The sequence below is a fragment of the Stenotrophomonas sp. SI-NJAU-1 genome (genome assembly GCF_020883215.1).
Classification (GTDB): domain Bacteria; phylum Pseudomonadota; class Gammaproteobacteria; order Xanthomonadales; family Xanthomonadaceae; genus Stenotrophomonas; species Stenotrophomonas indicatrix.
In genome coordinates this window covers 3,471,765-3,493,012 of the sequence record NZ_CP086598.1, presented here as the reverse complement: position 1 = coordinate 3,493,012, position 21,248 = coordinate 3,471,765, and the positions used below count along the sequence as shown (strand labels likewise).

The following is a 21,248-nucleotide window of genomic DNA, read 5'->3' as shown; positions in this document are numbered from 1 at the left end:
CCTTCGGAAAGCGGATCTGACCCCAAGAGCCGTTCCAACAGACCGCAGGAATCTGTCGAAGGCGGGGTGGGTCCGGTTGCGGGGGCGTGAGCCGCATGGATGCGGCGACCGAGCTTACATGGACGTACTTGCAGCGGCCCCCGCAACCGGACCCACCCCGCCTACCCACAGGAAGCCAGCTTTTGATGTTGCTTCGGCTCTTGCCGTGGACGTGGCCTCTGCGGGTGCAGGGCGCAGCCCTGCCGATAAACCCCCTCCTGCGACGGTTCGTCGCACGGTGCCTTCTGGAGGCACCTCTACACTAGCGCGGTGATCCGTACCGGCTGCCTGCGTCGAACCCTGCTCCAGCTCGCCTTCATCGCGACGCTGTTAATGGTGCTTGCGCCGCTGGTCAGCCGTGCGCTGCAGCAGCAGCCGACGGACCATGCGGCGATGGCGGGCATGGACCACGCGGCCATGGGCCATGACATGCACGACATGGCCATGGCCGGGCACGAAGACCATGCTGCTACGCCAGCAGCCCCCAGCCCGCCCGCCGACCCCCACGCCATGCACGGGGAGGCCTGCGAGTACTGCGTGCTGGCCATGCGCCTGCTGCCGTGGCTGGCCGTGCTGGTGCTGCTGCTGCCCCTGCTGTGGCGGCCGAAGCCGGTGTTCCCTTGGTCGCAGCGGCGACTGCCGCTGCTGCATTGGCCGGCACATGCCGCGCGTGGCCCGCCGCTGATCTCCACCGTCCGCTGATTTCCCTATCGAATCCGCCGCACGAGGCCTGCAAGGGCGTCGTGCGCGCGTGCGTACCTTGGAGCTGTTTCCATGAAAATGACTTTCCCCGCTGCGGGCGCCCGTGCGCGCCTGCCGTTTGCGCTTGGCGCTGCCCTGGCTGCCCCCTTCGCCCATGCTGCGCCCGCTGAAGAAGCGCGGACGCTGGATACGCTGGTGGTCACCGCCGCCGCGCCGTCCTCGCCGCTGCATTGGGTGACCGATCCGCGCCTGCCGCGGCAGCCGGTACCGGCCAGCGATGGCGCCGATTACCTGAAGACCGTTCCCGGCTTCTCCGCCATCCGCAACGGCGGCACCAACGGCGACCCGGTGCTGCGCGGCATGTTCGGTTCGCGCCTGAACATCCTCAGCAACGATGGCAATCTGATTGGCGCGTGTCCCTCGCGCATGGACAACCCGCTGTCCTACATATCGCCGGAGAGCTTTGACCGGCTGACCATCATCAAGGGCCCGCAGAGCGTGCGCTGGGGCGCCGGTGCCTCTGCGGGCACCGTGCGTTTCGAGCGTGACACCCCGCGTTTCGATGCGCCCGGGCTGCGTGCCGATGCCAGTGCGCTGGTCGGCTCACGCAACCGCAACGACCAGGTGCTGGACCTGACCCTGGGCAATCCAACGGGCTACGTGCGTGCCAGCGGCAATCGCTCCGAAGCCGATGACTACAAGGACGGCAACGGCGATGTGGTTCCGTCGAAATGGCGCAAGTGGAATGGCGACGTAGCGGTGGGTTGGACGCCTGACGCCGATACCCTGCTGGAGGTCTCCGCCGGTGCCGGTGATGCGATCGCGCGCTACGCGGGGCGCGGCATGGATGGTGCCGCGTTCGAACGCACCAGTTACGCCGCACGCTTCGAGAAGCGCAATCTGCCCGGGGCGTGGGACACGCTGCAGGCGAACGTGTACTACAACGAAGCCGACCACGTGATGGACAACTACACGCTGCGCACGCCGAACCCACACAGCATGATGCCGATGCCGATGGCGTCGAACGTGGATCGCCGCACGCAGGGTGGGCGCATCAGCGCCGAATGGCGCTGGCAGGACGTGCAGCTGGTGGCCGGCGTCGACGGCGAAGACAGCCGGCATCGCGGCCGCATGGGCATGGGCCGCGATACCTACAAGCAGGCGGACTGGAACACCGACGCCGATTTCCGCCGCTACGGTGCATTCACCGAACTGACCCTCGGCGTGGACACCGGGCAGCGTTGGATCGGCGGGCTGCGCATCGATCGTGCCAGCGTGCGCGATGCGCGTGCCGACATCGGCGGCATGATGATGGCCATGCCCAATCCCACCGCCGGCCAGCGCCGCAGGGAATGGCTGGGCAGTGGTTTCCTGCGCTACGAACAGGACCTTGCGGACGGCCTGACCTGGTATGCCGGGCTGGGCCACAGCCAGCGCATGCCCGACTACTGGGAACTGTTCTCGCCCGATCAGGGGCCGGCAGGTGCGGTGAACGCGTTCGCTGGCATCCAGCCTGAGCGCACCACCCAGCTCGACGTCGGCCTGCAATACAAGGGCCCGCGCGTGCAGGCCTGGGTCTCGGCGTATGCGGGTCAGATCCAGGACTACATCCTGTTCACCTATCGCGGCAGCGGCATGATGGGCATGAGCCAGGCTGACAATGTGCAGGCACGCATCGCCGGTGCCGAGGCCGGTCTGCAGCTGCAGCTGGACGAACAGTGGAAGCTGGGGGGCACGCTGGCCTACGCGTGGGGCGAGAACCGCGATCAGCATCGACCGTTGCCGCAGATGCCGCCGCTGGAAGCGCGCCTGAGCGCTGATTGGCAAGGCCAGCGTTGGAGTGCCGGTGCGCTGCTGCGCGCGGTCACCCATCAGCATCGGGTCGCGGACGGGCAGGGCAACGTGGTGGCGCAGGACCTGGGGATGAGCAGCGGCTTTGCCACGCTGGCGCTCAACGCGGCCTATCGCTTCAGTTCGCAGCTGCAGCTCAGCGCCGGTGTCGACAACCTGTTCGACCGTGCCTACAGCGAGCATCTGAACCTGGCCGGCAGCGCCGATTTCGGCTTTCCGGCAGACCCGGTGCGCATCAACGAGCCCGGCCGCAGCCTGTGGATGAAGGTGAACTACCGGTATTGAGCCGCCGGGCATGGCCCGGCGCTACCGGTGCGCCGGGCCAACAAGGCCTGTGCCGAAAGAAAACGGGGTCGGATCCCCGCCAGGTTCCGACCCCGCCCGGCGCCCTCGGCCGGGCCCCTCGACTGTACGACGGCATCGCCGGTCATGGCGCGCCGGGATACATCCCGACATACACCGACACCGTGATGCGCACCCCCTGCATGGAATGGGCACACGGCGCTATCGCAGCACCGCGTTCACGCCAGTAAACGCTTGGCACATACCGCTTTCGCGGAGCCTTGCCTACACTCGGCGGCCGTGCACCACTCAGGACGCTTCATGTTGGCTCGTATCGCTTCGACCCTGGCCCTTGGCCTCAGCCTGGCCGTGCTGGCCGGGTGCGCAGGCAAACAGGAGGCCGCCGCGCGTCGGCAGGGCGAAGCCGTGCCGGTCACCGCGCAGGTCGTGCAGGCGGTGCAGTGGAACGACACGCTGCAGGCGCTGGGCACGGCCAAGGCGCGCGAGTCGATCAGCGTGACCGCCAAGGTCAGCGAGATCGTCGAGCGCGTGCACTTTGAAAGTGGCCAGCAGGTGGCCGCCGGTGCGCCCCTCGTGACGCTGCGCGGGCAGGCCCAGGAGGCCGCATTGGTGCAGGCGCAGGCGACCTTCCGCGAAGCCGACCAGCTGTACAAGCGCCAGCGCGAACTGGCGGCGCAGCGGTTGGTATCCAGCGCGACCCTGGACACGCAGAAGTCGATCCGCGACGCCGCCGAAGCGCGGGTGGCACAGATGCAGTCGGACATCGGTGACCGTCGCGTGCGCGCGCCGTTCGCCGGCGTGCTTGGCCTCCGCCAGGTCAGCCCGGGTGCGCTGCTGACGCCGACCACGGTGATCGCCACCCTCGACGACGTCGAGCGCATGCACGTCGATTTCCAGGTGCCGGAAGTGGAACTGGCGTCGCTGACCACCGGCGACAAGGTGCAGGCCACCAGCGTGGCATGGCCGGGCCGCACCTTCGAAGGCGAGGTCAGCACCATCGATGCACGCATCGACCCGGCCACCCGCGCGGTGACCGTGCGTGCCGACTTCGCCAATGGCGACCATGCGCTGCGGCCGGGCATGCTGCTCGACGTGCGCCTGTTCCATCCTGATCGACCGGCACTGGTGGTGCCGGAAATCGCGGTGGTGCAGGTCGGTCGCGACAGCTTCATCTACCGCATCAAGGCCGATGACACCGTCGAACGCGTGGACGTGGTCACCGGTGCGCGCCGCGCCGGCGTGGTCGAGATCAAGCAGGGCCTGCAGGCAGGCCAGCGCATCGTGGTGGACGGCACCGGCAAGCTGCGGGCGGGCCTGAAGGTGGCAGCCTCCGATACCGCGCCCGCCAGCGGCGCGCAGCCGGCCCCCGCCGAAGCACCTGCAGCCGCCGAGGGCCACGGCGGATGAAGCTGTCCGACATCTCCATCCAGCGGCCGGTGTTTGCCGTGGTGATGAGCCTGTTGCTGCTGGTGCTGGGCGTGATGTCCTTCACCCGGTTGACGCTGCGCGAACTGCCGGCCATCGATCCGCCGATCGTTTCGGTCTCGGTGGATTACACCGGCGCCTCGGCAGCGGTCATCGAGAGCCGCATCACCCAGGTGCTGGAAGACGCGCTGGCCGGCATCGAAGGCATCGATACGATCAACGCGCGCAGCACCAACGGCCGCTCGCAGGTCAGCATCGAATTCACCTCCAACCGTGACATCGAAGCGGCGGCCAACGACGTGCGCGACGCGGTCAGCCGCGTGGCCGACCGCATGCCCGAGGAGGCACGGCCACCTGAGATCGCCAAGGTCGAGAGCGATGCCGATCCGATCATCTGGTTCAACATGGTCTCCTCGACCATGGATACGCTGGAACTGAGCGACTACGCCGACCGCTACGTGGTCGACCGCTTCTCCAGCCTCGATGGCGTGGCCCAGGTCCGCATCGGTGGCCGCCAGCGCTATGCCATGCGCATCTGGCTGGACCGCGACCAGCTGGCCGCGCGTGGGCTGACCACCGGCGATGTGGAAACCGCGCTGCGCAACGAGAACGTGGAACTGCCGGCCGGCCGCATCGAATCCACCGACCGCGATTTCACCCTGCGCGTGGAGCGCAACTACATCAAGCCGGAAGACTTCGCGACCATCCCGCTGGGAAAGGGCAGTGATGGCTACGTGGTGCGCATGGGCGATGTGGCGAAGATCGAGCTGGCCTCGGCCGAGCGTCGCGCCTACTACCGCAGCAACGGCGAGCCCGGCATCGGCCTCGGCATCGTCAAGACCTCCACTGCCAATTCACTGGATGTAGCACGCACCGCGCGCGCCGAGGCCGAACGCGTCGCGCTGACCCTGCCCAAGGGCACGCAGATCTTCGTTGCCTTCGACAACACCACCTTCATCGAGGCTGCCGTCGACCGCGTGTACGCCACCCTGGTGGAGGCGATGATCCTGGTGCTGGCGGTGATCTGGCTGTTCCTCGGCAGCTTCCGCGCGGCGTTGATTCCTGCGGTCACCGTGCCGGTGTGCCTGGTGGCGGCGTTCATCGCGCTGTACGCGTTCGACTTCTCGATCAACCTGCTGACCCTGCTGGCGCTGGTGCTGTGCATCGGCCTGGTGGTGGATGACGCGATCGTGGTGGTGGAAAACGTGCAGCGCCGCATCGACCTGGGCGAACCGCCGCTGGTGGCGTCCAAGCGGGGCACCGCGCAGGTGGCGTTCGCGGTGATCGCCACCACCGCCGTGCTGGTGGCGGTATTCCTGCCGGTCGGCTTCCTGGAAGGCAATACCGGGCGCCTGTTCCGTGAACTGGCGGTAGCCCTGGCCGCCGCTGTCGCGCTGTCGGCGTTCGTCGCGCTGACGCTGACGCCGATGATGGCCTCCAAGCTGCTCAAGCCGCATACCGGGCAGGCACCGCGCGGGCTGCACGGCTTCATCAACCGCAATCTGGAACGCCTGGCCGGCGCCTACGGCCGCGTGCTCGATCACCATGTCGATCGCACCTGGATCTACCTGCTGGTGATGGTCGCTGCGTTGGCGGCCAGCTGGCTGCTGATCAAAGTGCTGCCGTCGGAACTGGCGCCGGCCGAAGACCGCGGTTCGTTCCAGATCATGATCGACGGGCCGGAAGGCGCCGGCTACGACTACACCGTGCAGCAGGTGCAGCAGGTCGAGGCGCTGCTGGCACCGCACGTGGGTGCGGACAAGCCGATCGTGCGCGCCAACCCACGCGTGCCCGGCGGCTGGGGTGCCAGCGAGGAAATGCACACCGGGCGCGTCAGCGTGTTCCTGCAGCCCTGGCGCCAGCGCAGTGAAGGCACGCCGGAGGTGGCCGACGAACTGCAGAAGGAACTGGACACCATCCGTGGCGTGCGCGTCCGTACCCAGGTTGGTGGCGGCCTGGTGCGCAGTGGCGGGCAGCCGTTCCAGATCGTGCTGGGCGGCCCGGAGTACGCCGAGATCGCACAGTGGCGGGATCGCATCCTGCTGCGCATGGCCGACAATCCCGGCCTGGTCGGCGCGGACTCGGACTACAAGGAAACCCGTCCGCAGATGCGGGTGAACATCGACCGCCAGCGTGCGGCCGACCTCGGCGTGCCGGTCACCGCAATTGGTACGGCGCTGGAAACGATGATGGGCTCGCGCCGCGTCACCACCTTCGTCGACAACGGCGAGGAGTACGATGTGCTGGTGCAGGCCGGCCGTGAGGGGCGCGCCAGCCCCGCCGATCTGGCCGCGATCCGCGTGCGTGCGACCTCCGGCGAGCTGGTGCCGTTGTCCAACCTGGTCACGCTGAGCGAAGTGGCCGAGGCGGGAACCCTGAACCGCTTCAACCGCCTGCGCTCGATCACCATCAGTGCCGGCCTGGCACCGGGTTATCCGCTGGGCGAGGCCATCGCCTGGGCCCAGCAGGTGACCGGTGAAGAGCTGCCGCAGTACGCACAGGTGAACTGGAAGGGCGAATCGCGCGAGTACCAGAGTGCGGGCGGCGCGGTGCTGCTGACCTTCGCCATGGCCCTGCTGGTGGTGTACCTGGTGCTGGCCGCGCAGTTCGAGAGCTTCATCCACCCGCTGACGATCATGTTGACCGTGCCGCTCGGCGTGCTCGGTGCGCTGGTTGGCCTGTGGCTGAGTGGCGGCACGGTGAACCTGTTCAGCCAGATCGGCATCGTCATGCTGGTCGGCCTGGCGGCCAAGAACGGCATCCTGATTGTCGAGTTCGCCAACCAGCTGCGCGATGATGGCCGCAGCGTGCGCGAAGCGATCATCGAATCGGCGATGGTGCGCCTGCGTCCGATCCTGATGACTTCGATCGCCACCGTGGTAGGTGCCATCCCGCTGGTGGTGGCCGGTGGCCCGGGCTCGGCCAGCCGTGGCACCATCGGCATCGTGATCATCTTCGGCGTCACCCTGTCCACCTTCCTGTCGCTGTTCGTGGTGCCGGCGTTCTACGCGCGGCTGGCCCCGTACACCCGCTCGCCGGAGGCGGTGAAGCGCGAGCTGGAGAAGCAGGAGGCCGACTCGCCGTCGGTGGGTGGTCATGCCTGAGCCGGCGCGGATCCTGCACGGCGCAGGCTTCCTGCTGCGCCCCTGGCGCAGTGATGACCTGCAGTCGCTGCTGCATCACGCCAACGACGCGGATGTCTCGCGTGGGCTGCGTGACCGCTTCCCGTATCCGTACACCCGCGAGGATGGCGAAGCCTTCCTCGGCGGGCGCGTGCTCGACCCCGGCACGCTGAGCCTGGCCATCGAAATAGAGGGCCAGGCCTGTGGCAGCGTCGGCGCCCAGCAGGGCGTGGCCGAGCGCGGGCATACCGCGGAACTGGGCTACTGGCTCGGCCAGGCCCACTGGGGACAGGGCCTGATGACCGCTGTGGTCGGCCTGTTCGCGCCCTGGGTGATGGATGAGCTTGGCCTGTTCAGGCTGCAGGCCACGGTGGTCGACTTCAACCTGGGCTCGGCCCGGGTACTGGAAAAGAACGGTTTCCAGGAGGAGGGCGTGGAGCGCTGCGCCGTCTACAAGCGCGGCGTCCTGCATGACCTGCGCCGCTTCGCCCGGGTACGCAGGCAGCTGTCCTGAAAGGCCGCCGGGCACGGCCCGGCGCTACCCGTGGGGGCACGGTCATTGCCGGTCGCCGGGCACGGCCCGGGGCTACCCGTGGCGCAGCCGGCATACCCGGTAGCGCCGGGCCATGCCCGGCGGAGAACACGCCCCCACATCCGGCGCTATCGCAGCGACCTTCGATCAGGGAGAATCGACCGGTCCCTTCCAGCCGACGGGACGTCCTCACAACCCGCCGACTGGAGAGAGCGCGCGTGGAAGCTACCGTACATTTCATCAACAGCATCATCTGGAGCAAGGCGCTGATCTTCATGTGCCTGGCCGCCGGCCTGTTCTTCAGCCTGCGCACCCGCTTCATGCAGATCCGTGGTTTCGTCGAGATGTGCCGCCTGACCGTGTCCGGTGAGAAATCCGACGCCGGCGTGTCCTCGTTCCAGGCCCTGGCCATGTCGATGGCCGGCCGCATGGGCATCGGCAACATCGCCGGCGTGGCCACCGCCATCGCCTTCGGCGGCCCCGGCGCGATCTTCTGGATGTGGGTGATGGGCTTCCTTGGCGCCTCCACCTCGTATGTGGAATGCACCCTGGCGCAGATCTACAAGACCAAGGATGCCGAAGGCCGCTACCGCGGTGGCCCGGCCTACTACATCGAAAAAGCGATGGGCCTGAAGTGGTATGCCATGGCCTTCGCCATCGCCACGATCATCGCCGCCGGCTTCCTGATGCCCGGCGTGCAGGCCAACGCGATCGCCGACAGCGTCATCAACGCCTGCCGCGGTACCGCGCTGTGCGGTCCGCTCGATGGCCAGGCCTTCGGCATGGAATCGGCGCAGGCGCTGAAACTGGGCATCGGCATCGTCGTCGCCCTGCTGCTGGGCGTGGTGATCTTCGGTGGCGTCAAGCGCATCGCCAACTTCGCCGAAGTGGTGGTGCCGTTCATGGCCGCCGGCTTCATCCTGATGGCCATCGTCATCATGATCATCAACTACGACCGCGTGCCGGAAATGTTCGGCATCATCTTCAAGAGCGCGTTCGGCACCCATGCCGCGTTCGGCGCGATGATGGGCCTGGCGGTGGAGTGGGGCATCAAGCGCGGCATCTACGCCAACGAGGCCGGCCAGGGCTCGGGTCCGCACGCTGCGGCGGCCTCGGAGGTCTCGCACCCGGCCAAGCAGGGCTACGTGCAGGCGTTCGCCATCTACTTCGACACCATGATGGTGTGCACCGCCACCGCCTTCCTGATCCTGGCCAGCGGCACCTACAACGTGTATTCGCCGGTCGCCGGCGCCGCGCCGATCTTCCAGGGCCTGGCCGGCATTCCCGAAGGTGCGGGCTACGCGCAGGCGGGTGTGGAAGCGGTGCTGCCGGGCTGGGGCTCGGCCTTCGTGTCGGTGGCGATCTTCTTCTTTGCCTTCACCACGATCATGGCCTATTACTACATGGCCGAAACCAACCTGACCTACGTCAACCACAACAAGCGCCGGCCGCTCACCGTGCTGCTGCTGCGCCTGGGCATCATCGGCATGGTGGTGTTCGGAGCCTTCCACAACGCCACCCTGGCCTGGGCGCTGGGTGATATCGGCGTGGGCCTGATGGCCTGGCTGAACATCATCGCCATCCTCATCGTGCAGAAGCCGGCCATGCTGGCCCTGCGCGATTACGAACGACAGAAGAAGCTCGGTCTCGACCCGATCTTCGACCCCGATGCCCTGGGCATCAAGAACGCCGATTTCTGGCGTCAACGCAAGCTGGAGTTGTCCCGTAGTGAATGATCCCTGGAAGAATGCCCGCCGCCCGTCGTCGCGACCGCCGCGGGCCACCCCGCTGCCGCCGCGTGAGGGCGGCACCCCGCCACCGCCGGGGCGGGGCAACGACGAACTTCGCCTGTACGGCTGGAACGCGGTGCAGGCGCTGTTCGCCAAGCGTCCGCAGGCGCTGCGCAAGCTGTACCTGGTGGAATCGCTGATTCCGCGCATGCAGCCGGTGCTGAAGTGGTGCGTGGCCAACCGCGTGGGCTATCGCGTGGTGGAGGAGGGCGACCTCAACAAGCTGGCTGCCACCACCCACCATGAAGGCCTGGTGGCCGACGTGCTGCGCGCGCCGGTGTTGCCGCTGGCGCAATGGCTGGCCGAACTGGGCGAAGGCCCGGCGCTGGCACTGTGGCTGGATGGCGTCGGTAATCCGCACAACTTCGGTGCGATCCTGCGCTCTGCCGCGCATTTCGGCGCCAAGGCGCTGCTGCTGCCGGCCAGCAGCACGCTGGCGCTGTCCGGCGCGGCCGCACGCGTGGCCGAGGGCGGCGCAGAGTCGGTGCCGCTGGTGCAGTTGCCTGAGGATGCAGAAGCGATGGCGCAGCTGCGCGCGGCCGGTTTCGGCCTCGCCGCGACCCTGGTCGAGGGTGGCGATGACGTGTTCCGCACTTCGCTGCCGGCCCGCCTGGTCTACGTGATGGGCGCGGAAAGCGAAGGCATGGATCGTGGCCTGGCCAGCCAGTGTGACCAGCAGCTGTCGATTCCCGGCAGTGGCGCGGTTGAAAGCCTGAATGTCGCTTCCGCCACGGCCGTGTTGCTGGCGCAGTGGGTCAGCCAGCGCGGCTGATGGGCGTGTCTGCGGGCACCGCAAACCGGTGCCCGCACAGAGCAGTTCCAGGTCGAGCGGGACTTCCCGGCAGCCGGGCAACGTCTGGCGGTGTTGCTGGCAGTGCGATGCATAAAGCATGCATGACGAATTGAAAGTTTCCTTATTGGTGTGCCGTTCCCGGCGACGCAGGGTGGAAGTCCATCCAACGTCGTACAGGAGCGGTTCCCATGCATCAACCTCGTCACAGTGCGGTGCGTGTCTGCCTGGTACTGGCACTCAGTGTGCTTGCCGCCGTTTCCACGCACGCCAACGAGCGCACGCTCGAGGGCGTCAACTTCACCGGCCCGCTGATCACGCCCAATCCTGCCGGGATGCCGGCGGGTCGCTGGTACGTCGAACCCTATCTGGTGCGGGTCGACAGTTCCTCCTCCTTCGATAGCAGCGGCGACCGCCAGCGCAGCAGCGAACGCAGCGGCGCGTGGGCGATGGTGGTTCCCATCGCATACGGCTTCAGCGAACGGGTGACCGGCCAGGTCAACCTGAGTGCATCACGCGCCGAATCCGGCAACACACACAGCCGGGGCTTCCGCGCCGGCGATACCACCGCACGCCTGCAATACCTGTTGCAGGCCCCCAGTGCCGATGGCACCACGCCGGCGGTGTCGGTCGCCCTTGTACAACGCTTCAGCACCGGCAGCCACGACCGCATCACCGGCAATCCGCTGGATGCGCAGGGTGATGGCGTGCAGCGCACCGTGGCCGCGTTGGCCGTGCAGCAGGTGCTGTGGCTGGGCAACGATCGGCCGCTGCGCTGGCGGGCGCAGCTCAGCGCGGGGCCTGCGCCATCGCGAACGGCCATCTCCGGCACCAGCGTGTATGGCACCGAGGACGGCTTCCAGGGCCATATCGCGCGGGGCTCGGTACTGGGTCTTTCGGTGGGTGCCGAATACAGCTTCAACGAACGCTGGGTTGGCGTGATGGAAGTTGCCGCCAGCCGCGAGACCGGCCAGCGCCTGACCGGTTTCGCGCCCGACGCTGCAGGTGGCGTCCGGCCGATCAACGAACAGCGCCCGGCCAGTCGCAACCTGACCTTCGCGCCCGCTGTCGAGTACCACTTCAGCCCGTCGCTGGGGCTGATCGCCGGCGTCGAATTCACCGTTGCCGGCCGCAATACCGGCCGCATCATCAGTCCCCAGGTCGCCCTGGGCATGTTCTTCTGATGGGGGCCCTGCGATGAATGTCGAATCGATCGTCAATGCCGTGCTTGCCGTTGTCTGGAGCCCGTACCTGGTGGTGCTGTGCCTGGCAACGGGCCTGTACTTCAGCGTGCGTACCCGTTTCGTGCAGTTGCGCGCGCTGCCGGACATGCTGCGCCTGATGTTCCGCCACGAGCGCTCCGATGCCGGTGTCTCGCCGTTCCAGGCGTTGTCGCTGTCGCTGTCCAGCCGGGTGGGCGTGGGCAATATCGCCGGTGTCGCCATGGCCATTGCCTTCGGCGGTCCCGGCGCGATCTTCTGGATGTGGATCGTCGCCTTCCTCGGTGCCTCCAGCGCGTTCATCGAGTCCACCCTGGCGCAGATCTACAAGGATCGCGATGCCAAGGGGCAGTATCGCGGTGGCCCGGCGTATTACATCGAGAAGGGGCTGGGCCAGCGCTGGTACGCCGTGCTGTTCGCGCTGGTCACGGTGCTGGCAGGGGCGATGCTGGCGGGCACGCAGTCCAACGCCATCACCAGTGCGGTGAACGAAGCATGGGATGTGCCGGTGATGGTGACCACCGGTGTGCTGCTGGTGGTGTTGGCGGCGATCCTGCTCGGCGGCGTGCGTCGCATCGCGCGCGTCGCCGAATGGGTGGTGCCGGTGATGGCCGTGGCCTATCTGCTGGTCACTGCGGTGGTGATGGTACTCAACGCCGAGCGCGTGCCTGAAGTCATCGCCCTGGTGCTGCGCAGCGCATTCGGTGTTGACGCCGCATTCGGCGCGATGATCGGGACCGCGATCCAATGGGGGGTACGTCGTGGCGTGCTGTCCAACGAAGCTGGCATGGGCAGTGGCGCGCATCCTGCTGCTGCAGCGGAAGTATCGCACCCGGTGAAGCAGGGGCTGGTGCAGTCGTTCTCGGTGTACATCGACACCATGGTCGTGTGCAGCGCGACGGCCTTCCTGATTCTCTCCACCGGGCTCTACAACGTTTACGACCCGGCGGTGAACGGTGTACCGGATGAGGCACGCCTGCTGCTGGGCAACCTTCCCGGGGTGGAAGCAGGGCCACGCTTCGTACAGCACGCGGTGGAGTCGGCCTTGCCCGGCTTCGGCAAGTCGTTTGTCGCGCTGGCGATCCTGCCATTCGCGTTCACCACCATCCTGGCCCTGTACTACATGGCCGAAACCAACGTCAGTTACCTCTGCCGCGATCGTCCCCGAGGGTGGGTGCTGGGCACCTTCCAGCTGTTGTTCCTGGCCGCTACGGGCTACTCGGCGATGAACAGTGCGACAGTGGCGTGGGCGCTGGGCGATATCGGCGTAGGCATGATGAGCTGGCTGAACATCATCGCCATCCTGCTGCTGCAGAGGCCGGCGCTGGCGGCGCTGCGCGACTACGAAGATCACCGGCGTCACGGGCGTGACCCGTTGTTCAACCCGAAGCTGCTGGGGGTTCGCAATACCAGCGTGTGGGCGCAGTAAGCGCCCACGCCGGTAGCGCCGGGCATGGCCTGGCGCTACCGGGTCATGAGTCAATCCACGCACAGCGTGGAGGTGAACTCACTCGTTCGGCGGCGTGGTTGGCTTGGCTTCGCTACCGAAGTTGCCATCGGCCTCGGCCGCCAGGTAGGCAAACACGGTGTAGGCCGCCACGTTCTGTGCCAGCGCCTTCGGGTCGATCTTGTCGAGGGTGTCGTCGGCGGTGTGGTGCAGGTGGAAGTAATCCGAGCCATCCTGCGCCAGCCACGCCCATGCGCCACCCTTGGCGGCCAGCGGACCGACATCCGGCCCCGGGCCACCCTTGTCGGCCTGGTACTCGATGCCGAGCGGCTTCATCACTTCGGCAATCTGCTTCGTCGCTTCGCGCGAGCCTTCCGGGTTCGGCGAACCGGTGTTGAAGGCGTAGATGCGGCCAGCACCGAAATCGCTCTCGGCGGCCAGCTGGTGCAGCGCCACGTCCTTGGCATGCGCCTCGGCGTAGGCCTTGCCGCCATACAGGCCCTGTTCTTCGTTGGCGAAGGCGACCACGCGGATGGTGCGCTTCGGCGCCTGCTTCAGCTGGCCGATCAGGTGACCTGCCGCCATGGTGATGCCCACGCCTGCGCCGTCATCGACCGCGCCGGTGCCCAGGTCCCACGAGTCCAGGTGTCCACCGATCACCACCACTTCCTTCGGCAGCGTGCGGCCGGTGATCTCACCGATCACGTTGTACGAGGTCGCCGTGCCATCCCAACCGCAGTCCAGCGCGACCTTCACCGTGGTTGCGCCACGGGCAAGCAGGCGCGCCAGCTGGTCGGCGTCGGGCACCGACAGCGCCGCCGACGGCACAGGGGTCAGGCCGTCATCGAAGCGGGTGATGCCGGTGTGCGGCACGCGGTGCGAATCGGTACCGGCCGAGCGCATCAGGAAACCGATCGCGCCCTTGCGGATCGCCTCGGACGGGCCCTTGCTGCGGATCGCACCGCCACGGCCATAGTCGCGGCCATCGCGGAACGGCAGCATCTGGTAATCGACGAAGGCGATCTTGCCCTTCAGCGAACCCGCCGGCGCGGCCTGCAGCGCGGCCAGATCGGCAAAGCGCACCACCTCGGCTTCGACCGTACCGCCCGGGCTGCCGCCCAGTGCGGTGATCTGCAGCGGTTGCGGGTTCCTGCCGGTCACGGCGGCGTGTTCACTGCGGCGCTCCCATTTCGGGAAGGTCACCGGTTCCTTCCACACCTTGTCAAAACCCAGCGCCTTGAACTTGGCTTCGGCCCAGGCCACGGCACGGGCGTCGGCCTCGCTGCCGGCGATGCGAGGGCCGATCTCGGTGGTCAACGATTCGACCACCTTCCAGCCGGTGTCATCGGCCAGCGCCTGGTCGCGCAGCTGCGCGGCGGTGGCCAGCGAGGCCGGCGGCAGGGTGGTGGCATGCGGCGCCGCGAAGGCCGGCGCGGCCAGCAGGGCGAGGGAGGATGCGATGGCAAGGACGCGGCGACGCATGGACAGCTCCGGGAAGGGTGTAAGCCTTCGAGCTTAACAGTCGTTCAGCGCCGCGCATGGGCGGGAGGTCATGGCTGGCGCGGATGCTGTTTTCCGCCAGATGCAGCAAAGCGAAAGCCCCGCCGGGGCAGGGCTTTCGCAGGGCGGCGTTCATCGTTTCCGCCGGGCATGGCCCGGCGCTACCCACCTTATTTCTTCAGGCTGTCGCGGATCTCGCGCAGCAGCACCACTTCCTCGGCCGGCGCTGCCGGAGCGGCTTCCTTCTTGCGCGACAGGCGGTTGATCACCTTGATCACCAGGAAGATGGCGAACGCCACGATCACGAACTGGATCAGTGTGTTGATGAAATCGCCGTAGCCGATCACCACGGCCGGGATCTCCTTGCCATCAGGACCGATGCTGGCCGGCGACAGTGTCCACGCAAGCTGGGAGAAATCGACCTTGCCGATCAGCATGCCCAGCGGCGGCATGATGATCTTCTCCACCAGCGCGGTGACGATCTTGCCGAAGGCCGCGCCGATGACCACGCCGACGGCGAGGTCGATGACGTTGCCGCGCATCGCGAATTCCTTGAACTCGGTGAGCATTCCCATTGTTGTTTTTCTCCTGAGGGCGAGGGGACAGCGCGAAGGGTAGCGCAGGTGATGTCAGCCGGCGATCACGCCGTGGCGCTCGGCGACGTTCTCAAGGCGTGCACTGAAGCGATCGCCCGGCTGCAACGCGGCCACGCCGGACGGCGTACCCATGAACACCAGATCGCCTGCGCGCAGCTGCCACAGTTTGGACAGCTCGTGCAGGATCTCCGGCACGTTCCAGATCATCTGGTCGAGCAGGGACTGCTGGCGTACCTCGCCATTGATCTCCAGCGACAGATTGAGCGCGGCCAGATCGCCGACTTCACCGGCGTGCACGATCTCGCTGATCGGTGCAGAGGCATCGAAACCCTTGGCCGAATCCCACGGGTGGCCCTTCTCCTTGGCGGCAGCCTGCAGATCGCGGCGGGTCAGGTCCAGGCCCACGGCATAGCCATAGACCAGGGCCTCGGCATCGGCCACTGCCAGCTCACCGGTGGGCGCGTCACGGCCGATTGCCACCACCAGTTCCACCTCGTGATGCAGGTTGCGGGTGGCAGGCGGGTAGGGGATCACATCGTCGTGGCCGACCACGATGGCGTCGGCCGGCTTGGTGAAGAACATCGGGCGGCCGCGGTCATCTGCGGCGGGCACGGCGGCGCCCATCTCACGCGCATGGTCGGCGAAGTTGCGGCCAACGCAGTAGATGCGGTGCACGGGAAAACTGCCGCCGCCAACAACCGGTACACGCGGCGTGGCTGCAGCAGGGATCACATCGGAGACATCGGACATGCGGGCATCCAGGAAGGGAGTGCCCGCAGTCTAGAACGCAGCAAGGCCCGCCGTCAGCGGGCAGCGTCGATCAACGCGACGCCGGCAGCGCCGATTTGCGCACCACGTGGTACTCGCCTTCGACCACGTTCGGGTCGGCCGGGCGGTTCGGGCCGGGCTTGCGCGAAGCCAGCAGCTTCCACGCCAGGCCCACCAGGATCATGGCGGCACCGACGAACACGCCGATGAACACCATCGCGGCCAGGATCGCCAAGCCGAGCAGGCCGACGGCAACGCGCACCAGCGGATGGCGCGGCTTGCGCGGGGCAAACAGGGTGCGGAACTGGTTGAAGGCGAAGTCGCGATTGAACATGGTGGCTCGATAGGCTGGAAATCAGCGAGCCATGAGTATCGGCAGCTGCCACTGTCATTGAGTGAAAAACTCGTTAAATATAGCCTTGGCTTATTACGGATCAATGACTTGTGTTCATGTCACAGCTAGCCACATGACCAGGCATGCGACAATGCGCGATTCCGTCCGAGCCTTCGCCATGACTGCCGCTGTTGCCCTGATCACCCTGGATGCCATTGCCGATGGCGCGTTTGCCGAGGTTGAAGCGGTGGTCGATGGCGATGCCGAGTCGCTGCTGCTGTACCGCGACGGTGAGCAGGTGCGGGCGTTCCTGAACATCTGCCCGCACGCGGGCCGACGCTTGGATTGGGCGCCCGGCCAGTTCCTGAAGAGCCGCGAAGGCCACCTGGTCTGCGCCGCCCACGGCGCCTCGTTCGCGCTGGACAGTGGCGACTGCATCGCCGGCCCCTGCAAGGGCGACCGCCTGCGCGCAGTGCCGGTGGATGTGCGGGATGGACAGGTCTACCTGGCCTGAGGCATCGCTGTGCGGACCAACGGTCCGCACCCACCGAGTTCAGAACCCACCAAGTTCAGAACCCACCACATCAGCGAAACATCCAGGAATCCATCCACGCATGGCGTGGATCTACCGTGTCGACCAAGGTCGACACCTACCAACCGCAGCACAGAATGCCGTTCCGACAGCGCGCGGAAATCTGTCGAAGGCGGGGTGGGTCCGGTTGCGGGGGTGTCCGCGGCATGGATGCCGCGGCCAAGCCCCCATGGGTGAGGGCGCTTTGCTTGCGAAGCACTGCTTCGCAAGCGCCCGAACGCACAGCCGCCAGCGGCTGGGCCGGTCTGGGGGTTTACGGCGTCCCCCGCAACCGGACCCACCCCGCCATCCCAAGGAATGCAGGCCGTTGCCGTTGCCGTTGTCGTTGCCTCTGCGGGTGCAGGGCGCAGCCCTGCCAACAAACCCAACCCTCAGAACATCAGGTTGATCATCACCACCACCACGCAGGTGTAGATCAGCGACAGCGGGCCGCCGACCCGCCACATCTCGCGCGGGGTGTAGTTGGCCGGGCCGGTGATCATCGAAATCACCGGGTTCGACGCCGTCATCAGGTTGTTGGACGCCGACAGCGCCACGATCAGTGCGAACGCCGTGGGATTGCCGCCGGCCGCAAGCGCCAGGTTCACCGCGATCGGCACCATCACGATGGTCGCGCCCACATGGCTGATCACCAGCGAGAACACCGTGGTCAGCAGCGCCAGCGCCAGTTCCAGCACCCAGATCGGAATACCGGTGGGCAGCTTGTCGATGGTGTGGCCAGCCACCCATGCCGCTGCGCCGCTGGAATCCATCGCCCAGCCGAGCGGAATCAGCCCGGCCATCATGAACACCGTCTTCCAGTTGATCGAAGCATAGGCCTCGTCCATGCGCAGCACGCCGGTCAACAGCATCCCGGCCACGCCGGTCATCAGGGTCAGCGCCACCGGCAGCTTGCTGGTCAGCGCGATCAGGATGGTCAGGGCGAAGATCGCCATGGCGATCTTGAACTTGTGCGGGCGCTGCTCGCCGGTGGGGTAGTCGGTGACCACCACGAAGTCGCGGCTCTTGGCGGCCTGCGCCAGGTCGGTCCAGATGCTGTGGAAGACCAGCATGTCGCCGGCGCGCAGCTGCACATCGCGCACATCCTCGCGGATCACCTGCTTGTCGCGGTTGATCGCCAGCAGGCTGATGCCGCGTTCCTTGCGCAGGCGCAGCTCGCCTGCGGTCTTGCCGATGACGCCGGAGGTCGGCGGTACCACCGCCTCGGAAATGCCGGCGCGGCTGGGATTGAACAGGTCACCGAGGTGTTTCAGGCGCGAGGACATGCGCAGGAACTGGTTCTGCGCGAAATCGTGGATCTGCTGGCGCGGGCCCATCGCACCGAGCACGCTGCCGACCCATATGCGCATTTCCGCAGGCGGTGCCAGGCGGGTGTCATTGCCGGTCTTCAGTGCCAGCAGCAGTGGCGCGTCATGCAGGTTCTCGGCCTCGCCCAGGGTCATGCCGACCAGCGGGCTCTCGGCGGTGACCACAAGTTCGAACACGTCGCCTTCGATGCCATAGGTCTTGGCGAAATAGCTCTCGGTGCGGGCCGGCGTAGTGCCGTCGTTGACCAGGCTTTCCTCTTCCACCAGCTTGCGGTCACCGTAATAGCGGAAATACAGCAGTGAGGCGATCAGCAGGGCGACGCCGATCGGCAGCGGCGCGAACATGCGCAGCGGCTCGATGGTGGCCAGGCCGGAGGGCAGGTTGTTGTTGGCCGAGGCCAGCAGATCGTTCAGCAGGATCAGCGGCGAGTTGCCGACCATGGTCAGCGCGCCCCCCATCACGATCGCCGCCGAGATCGGCAGCAGCAGGCGCTGCATGGTCAGCCCGGTGCGCGCGGCCAGGCGCGAGGCGACCGGCAGGTACAACGCCATCACCGACGGGTTCTGCATGAAGGACGAGTTCAGGCCAGCGATGGCCGTGGTCATCATCAGCAGCCGCTGCTCCACGCCATGGCCACGCCGCAGCAGCCAGGCCGCGAGCCGGTTCAACGCACCGGTGCGGTCCAGGCCTGCGCCAAGGATGGTGGTGGCGATGATGCTCATCACCGCGTTGCCGGAGAAGCCGCCGAAGATCTCCTCCGGCGCGATCAGGCCGGTCACGCCCAGCACCACCAGCACCACCAGCGCGACCACGTCGGCGCGGATGCGCTCGAACAGGAACATCGCCATTGTGAAGCCGACCAGCCCGAGCACGAGCTTCATGTCGTTGGTCAGCGTCAGCGCGGTATCCATGTGGGGCGCGGCGTCCTCAGGCGTTCATCAGGTGCGGTCGTACAACAGGTCCCAGACGCCGTGGCCAAGCTTCTGGCCGCGGGTCTCGAAGTGGGTCTGCGGGCGCCAGTCCGGGCGCGGCACGCTGCCACGCGGACCGGCACGGTTGACCAGGCCGGGGGTGGCATCGAGCACGTCCCACATCTGCTCGGCGTAATCCTCCCAGTCGGTGGCACAGTGCAGGCGGCCACCGGAGCGCAGCTTGCGCACCAGCAGCTCGGCAAAACCCGGCTGGATCAGGCGACGCTTGTTGTGGCGCTTCTTGTGCCACGGGTCGGGGAAGTAGATGCGCACTTCGTCCAGCGCGCCATCGGCGATTTCCTTTTCCAGCACTTCCACCGCGTCGTGGTGGTACAGGCGCACGTGGTCGGCGTTGTCTTCGGCCAGCGCGTTCAGCAGGCGGCCTACACCAGGTGCGTGCACTTCCAGGCCGATGTAGTCGCGGCTGGGGTCCTGCTGTGCGGCGAAGCGCAGTGCGGCGCCGTTGCCGAAGCCGATTTCCAGCACCTTGCGCGCATCGCGGCCGAAGGTGGCATCCAGATCACGCGGTTCGCCGCTGAAATCCAGGCCGAAACGCGGCCAGCGCTCGTCGAACGCGCGCTGCTGGGCCGGGGTGAAACGGCCCTGGCGCAGCACGAAGCTGCGCACTTCACGGCGGCCTTCATTGACCGTGAACGGCTTGGGTGGCGCCTTCGAACCGGCGCTGTCGAATGGATTGGTCATCAGCCGATCAACCCATCGATCGGCGAGGACGCACTGGCATAGCGCTTGCGCGGAATGCGGCCGGCCAGGAACGCCTCGCGGCCGGCTTCCACGGCCTTGCGCATCGCGCTGGCCATCAACACCGGATTGCGCGCGCCGGCGATGGCGGTGTTCATCAGCACGCCGTCGCAGCCCAGCTCCATCGCGATGGCCGCATCCGACGCGGTGCCCACGCCGGCGTCGACGATGATTGGCACCTTGGCGTCTTCGATGATCTGCAGCAGGTTGTACTTGTTCTGGATGCCCAGGCCCGAGCCGATCGGCGCGGCCAGCGGCATCACCGCAGCGCAGCCGATCTCTTCCAGGCGCTTGGCCAGGATAGGGTCGTCGGAGGTATAGACCATCACCTCGAAACCGTCCTTGACCAGCTGTTCGGCGGCCTTCAGGGTCTGCACGACGTCCGGGTACAGCGACTTCTGGTCGCCCAGTACTTCCAGCTTGGTCAGGTTGTGGCCGTCCAGCAGTTCGCGGGCCAGGCGGCAGGTGCGCACGGCATCCTCGGCGGTGTAGCAGCCGGCGGTGTTGGGCAGGATGGTGTAACGGTCCGGCGGCAGCACGTCGAGCAGGTTCGGTTCGCCCGGGTTCTGGCCGATGTTGGTGCGGCGGATGGCCACGGTGACGATCCGGGCGCCTGCGGCCTCGGTGGCCAGGCGGGTTTCTTCCAGATCCTTGAACTTGCCGGTGCCGGTGAGCAGCCGCGAGCTGTAGGCCTTGCCGGCGATCACCAGCGAATCGGGGGAGACATGAGCTTTCATGACGCGATTATCGCTTATCCGCCTGAAGATGGGGTCGTCACTTCGACGCCGCCGGGCATGGCCCGGCGCTACCGCAACGGATGCGCAGGGTAGCGCCGGGCCATGCCCGGCGAGCGCGGAGCGCGGGATGCCTCAGCCACCGCCCAGAGCGTGCACGATCTCCACCACATCGCCCTCGGCCAGCACATGCTCGGCATGACGGCTGCGGCTGACGATCTCGCCATTGACCTCCACCGCCACCCGCCGTTGCAACAGCTGCTCGGCTGCAAGCAGGTCCAGGACGGTCGCCGAAGCGGGCAGGGTGCGGGGTTGGCCATTGAGCTGGATGTTCATGACGCCATTGTCGCTGATCGCCGGTTCGCATCGGAACCGTTGCAAGTTGCGCGCGACGCCCGCACCGGCAAAGCCTGCCAGGCCCTGCGCGGGCGACAATCCATGCGGCGGCGCAGCGTGAGCAATTGG

The 21,248-nt window shown here is 67.1% G+C and carries 18 protein-coding genes; 10 read left to right on the top strand and 8 right to left on the bottom strand.

Going from position 1 to position 21,248, the window contains the following annotated elements; all coding sequences use genetic code 11:
• Positions 1 to 372 precede the first annotated feature (372 nt).
• The 9 genes from LMF57_RS15930 to LMF57_RS15890 all read left to right on the top strand — a co-directional run bounded on the left by LMF57_RS15930 (position 373) and on the right by LMF57_RS15890 (position 13,203).
• Positions 373 to 741 (top strand): DUF2946 family protein, encoded by a 369-nt coding sequence (locus LMF57_RS15930; RefSeq protein WP_229290198.1) that lies wholly within the window; start codon positions 373 to 375, stop codon positions 739 to 741.
• 72 nt (positions 742 to 813) lie between these two features.
• Positions 814 to 2,877 (top strand): TonB-dependent copper receptor, encoded by a 2,064-nt coding sequence (locus LMF57_RS15925; protein WP_229290197.1) that lies wholly within the window; start codon positions 814 to 816, stop codon positions 2,875 to 2,877.
• 318 nt (positions 2,878 to 3,195) lie between these two features.
• On the top strand, positions 3,196 to 4,302 hold the full coding sequence (locus LMF57_RS15920; RefSeq protein ID WP_208081507.1) for an efflux RND transporter periplasmic adaptor subunit: 1,107 nt from the start codon (positions 3,196 to 3,198) through the stop codon (positions 4,300 to 4,302).
• A complete protein-coding gene (locus tag LMF57_RS15915) occupies positions 4,299 to 7,424 on the top strand; it encodes an efflux RND transporter permease subunit (RefSeq protein ID WP_117311265.1) in 3,126 nt (1,041 codons plus the stop codon). The genes LMF57_RS15920 and LMF57_RS15915 overlap by 4 nt, the downstream gene beginning before the upstream one ends.
• Positions 7,417 to 7,956, top strand: coding sequence for a GNAT family protein (locus LMF57_RS15910; protein ID WP_229290196.1), 540 nt, complete (start codon positions 7,417 to 7,419; stop codon positions 7,954 to 7,956). The genes LMF57_RS15915 and LMF57_RS15910 overlap by 8 nt, the downstream gene beginning before the upstream one ends.
• 236 nt (positions 7,957 to 8,192) lie before the next feature.
• Positions 8,193 to 9,710: an alanine/glycine:cation symporter family protein gene (locus LMF57_RS15905; protein ID WP_025874267.1), complete on the top strand. Its 1,518-nt coding sequence runs from the start codon at positions 8,193 to 8,195 to the stop codon at positions 9,708 to 9,710.
• On the top strand, positions 9,703 to 10,536 hold the full coding sequence (locus LMF57_RS15900) for a TrmH family RNA methyltransferase (RefSeq protein WP_208081509.1): 834 nt from the start codon (positions 9,703 to 9,705) through the stop codon (positions 10,534 to 10,536). Before LMF57_RS15905 ends, LMF57_RS15900 begins: the two co-directional genes overlap by 8 nt.
• Before the next feature lie 209 nt (positions 10,537 to 10,745).
• Positions 10,746 to 11,738 carry a hypothetical protein gene (locus LMF57_RS15895; RefSeq protein ID WP_229290195.1) on the top strand — a complete coding sequence of 331 codons (993 nt, stop codon included), beginning with the start codon at positions 10,746 to 10,748 and terminating at the stop codon, positions 11,736 to 11,738.
• Between the two features lie 13 nt (positions 11,739 to 11,751).
• Complete coding sequence (locus LMF57_RS15890) at positions 11,752 to 13,203, top strand: alanine/glycine:cation symporter family protein (RefSeq protein WP_117311261.1); 1,452 nt, start codon at positions 11,752 to 11,754, stop codon at positions 13,201 to 13,203.
• Between the two features lie 78 nt (positions 13,204 to 13,281).
• Here LMF57_RS15890 and LMF57_RS15885 read toward each other — a convergent pair whose 3' ends face one another.
• The 4 genes from LMF57_RS15885 to LMF57_RS15870 form a co-directional block, all read right to left on the bottom strand.
• Entirely contained in the window at positions 13,282 to 14,703 is a 1,422-nt protein-coding gene (locus tag LMF57_RS15885) for a M28 family peptidase (protein WP_117311260.1), read from the bottom strand.
• A gap of 188 nt (positions 14,704 to 14,891) precedes the next feature.
• Entirely contained in the window at positions 14,892 to 15,296 is a 405-nt protein-coding gene (gene mscL / locus LMF57_RS15880) for a large-conductance mechanosensitive channel protein MscL (RefSeq protein ID WP_025874272.1), read from the bottom strand.
• Between the two features lie 54 nt (positions 15,297 to 15,350).
• The gene (locus LMF57_RS15875) at positions 15,351 to 16,067 is read right to left on the bottom strand and encodes a fumarylacetoacetate hydrolase family protein (protein ID WP_117311259.1); all 717 of its coding nucleotides are present in this window, start codon (positions 16,065 to 16,067) and stop codon (positions 15,351 to 15,353) included.
• Between the two features lie 70 nt (positions 16,068 to 16,137).
• Complete coding sequence (locus LMF57_RS15870; RefSeq protein WP_117311258.1) at positions 16,138 to 16,419, bottom strand: hypothetical protein; 282 nt, start codon at positions 16,417 to 16,419, stop codon at positions 16,138 to 16,140.
• A 178-nt stretch (positions 16,420 to 16,597) separates the two neighbouring features.
• Here LMF57_RS15870 and LMF57_RS15865 point away from each other — a divergent pair, with 178 nt between their 5' ends.
• Positions 16,598 to 16,933 (top strand): Rieske (2Fe-2S) protein, encoded by a 336-nt coding sequence (locus tag LMF57_RS15865; protein WP_049469607.1) that lies wholly within the window; start codon positions 16,598 to 16,600, stop codon positions 16,931 to 16,933.
• Between the two features lie 449 nt (positions 16,934 to 17,382).
• On the opposite strand, the gene LMF57_RS15860 is transcribed toward LMF57_RS15865, so the two are convergent.
• The 4 genes from LMF57_RS15860 to thiS form a co-directional block, all read right to left on the bottom strand.
• The gene (locus LMF57_RS15860; RefSeq protein ID WP_229290194.1) at positions 17,383 to 19,230 is read right to left on the bottom strand and encodes an SLC13 family permease; all 1,848 of its coding nucleotides are present in this window, start codon (positions 19,228 to 19,230) and stop codon (positions 17,383 to 17,385) included.
• 27 nt (positions 19,231 to 19,257) lie between these two features.
• On the bottom strand, positions 19,258 to 19,992 hold the full coding sequence (gene trmB, locus LMF57_RS15855; RefSeq protein WP_208082113.1) for a tRNA (guanosine(46)-N7)-methyltransferase TrmB: 735 nt from the start codon (positions 19,990 to 19,992) through the stop codon (positions 19,258 to 19,260).
• On the bottom strand, positions 19,992 to 20,786 hold the full coding sequence (locus LMF57_RS15850) for a thiazole synthase (protein WP_208082114.1): 795 nt from the start codon (positions 20,784 to 20,786) through the stop codon (positions 19,992 to 19,994). Before LMF57_RS15850 ends, trmB begins: the two co-directional genes overlap by 1 nt.
• A gap of 132 nt (positions 20,787 to 20,918) precedes the next feature.
• Positions 20,919 to 21,119, bottom strand: coding sequence for a sulfur carrier protein ThiS (thiS, locus tag LMF57_RS15845; RefSeq protein WP_208082410.1), 201 nt, complete (start codon positions 21,117 to 21,119; stop codon positions 20,919 to 20,921).
• Positions 21,120 to 21,248: the final 129 nt, after the last annotated feature.

Bases quoted from the DNA above. Each gene is read 5' to 3' on its own strand.
- LMF57_RS15870 (WP_117311258.1), bottom strand. From the start codon at position 16,419: ATGTTCAATCGCGACTTCGCCTTCAACCAGTTCCGCACCCTGTTTGCC.
- LMF57_RS15885 (WP_117311260.1), bottom strand. From the start codon at position 14,703: ATGCGTCGCCGCGTCCTTGCCATCGCATCCTCCCTCGCCCTGCTGGCC.
- LMF57_RS15920 (WP_208081507.1), top strand. From the start codon at position 3,196: ATGTTGGCTCGTATCGCTTCGACCCTGGCCCTTGGCCTCAGCCTGGCC.
- LMF57_RS15930 (WP_229290198.1), top strand. From the start codon at position 373: ATGGTGCTTGCGCCGCTGGTCAGCCGTGCGCTGCAGCAGCAGCCGACG.
- LMF57_RS15915 (WP_117311265.1), top strand. From the start codon at position 4,299: ATGAAGCTGTCCGACATCTCCATCCAGCGGCCGGTGTTTGCCGTGGTG.
- LMF57_RS15865 (WP_049469607.1), top strand. From the start codon at position 16,598: ATGACTGCCGCTGTTGCCCTGATCACCCTGGATGCCATTGCCGATGGC.
- LMF57_RS15860 (WP_229290194.1), bottom strand. From the start codon at position 19,230: ATGGATACCGCGCTGACGCTGACCAACGACATGAAGCTCGTGCTCGGG.
- LMF57_RS15910 (WP_229290196.1), top strand. From the start codon at position 7,417: ATGCCTGAGCCGGCGCGGATCCTGCACGGCGCAGGCTTCCTGCTGCGC.
- thiS (WP_208082410.1), bottom strand. From the start codon at position 21,119: ATGAACATCCAGCTCAATGGCCAACCCCGCACCCTGCCCGCTTCGGCG.
- LMF57_RS15850 (WP_208082114.1), bottom strand. From the start codon at position 20,786: ATGAAAGCTCATGTCTCCCCCGATTCGCTGGTGATCGCCGGCAAGGCC.
- LMF57_RS15925 (WP_229290197.1), top strand. From the start codon at position 814: ATGAAAATGACTTTCCCCGCTGCGGGCGCCCGTGCGCGCCTGCCGTTT.
- mscL (WP_025874272.1), bottom strand. From the start codon at position 15,296: ATGGGAATGCTCACCGAGTTCAAGGAATTCGCGATGCGCGGCAACGTC.
- LMF57_RS15875 (WP_117311259.1), bottom strand. From the start codon at position 16,067: ATGTCCGATGTCTCCGATGTGATCCCTGCTGCAGCCACGCCGCGTGTA.
- trmB (WP_208082113.1), bottom strand. From the start codon at position 19,992: ATGACCAATCCATTCGACAGCGCCGGTTCGAAGGCGCCACCCAAGCCG.
- LMF57_RS15890 (WP_117311261.1), top strand. From the start codon at position 11,752: ATGAATGTCGAATCGATCGTCAATGCCGTGCTTGCCGTTGTCTGGAGC.
- LMF57_RS15895 (WP_229290195.1), top strand. From the start codon at position 10,746: ATGCATCAACCTCGTCACAGTGCGGTGCGTGTCTGCCTGGTACTGGCA.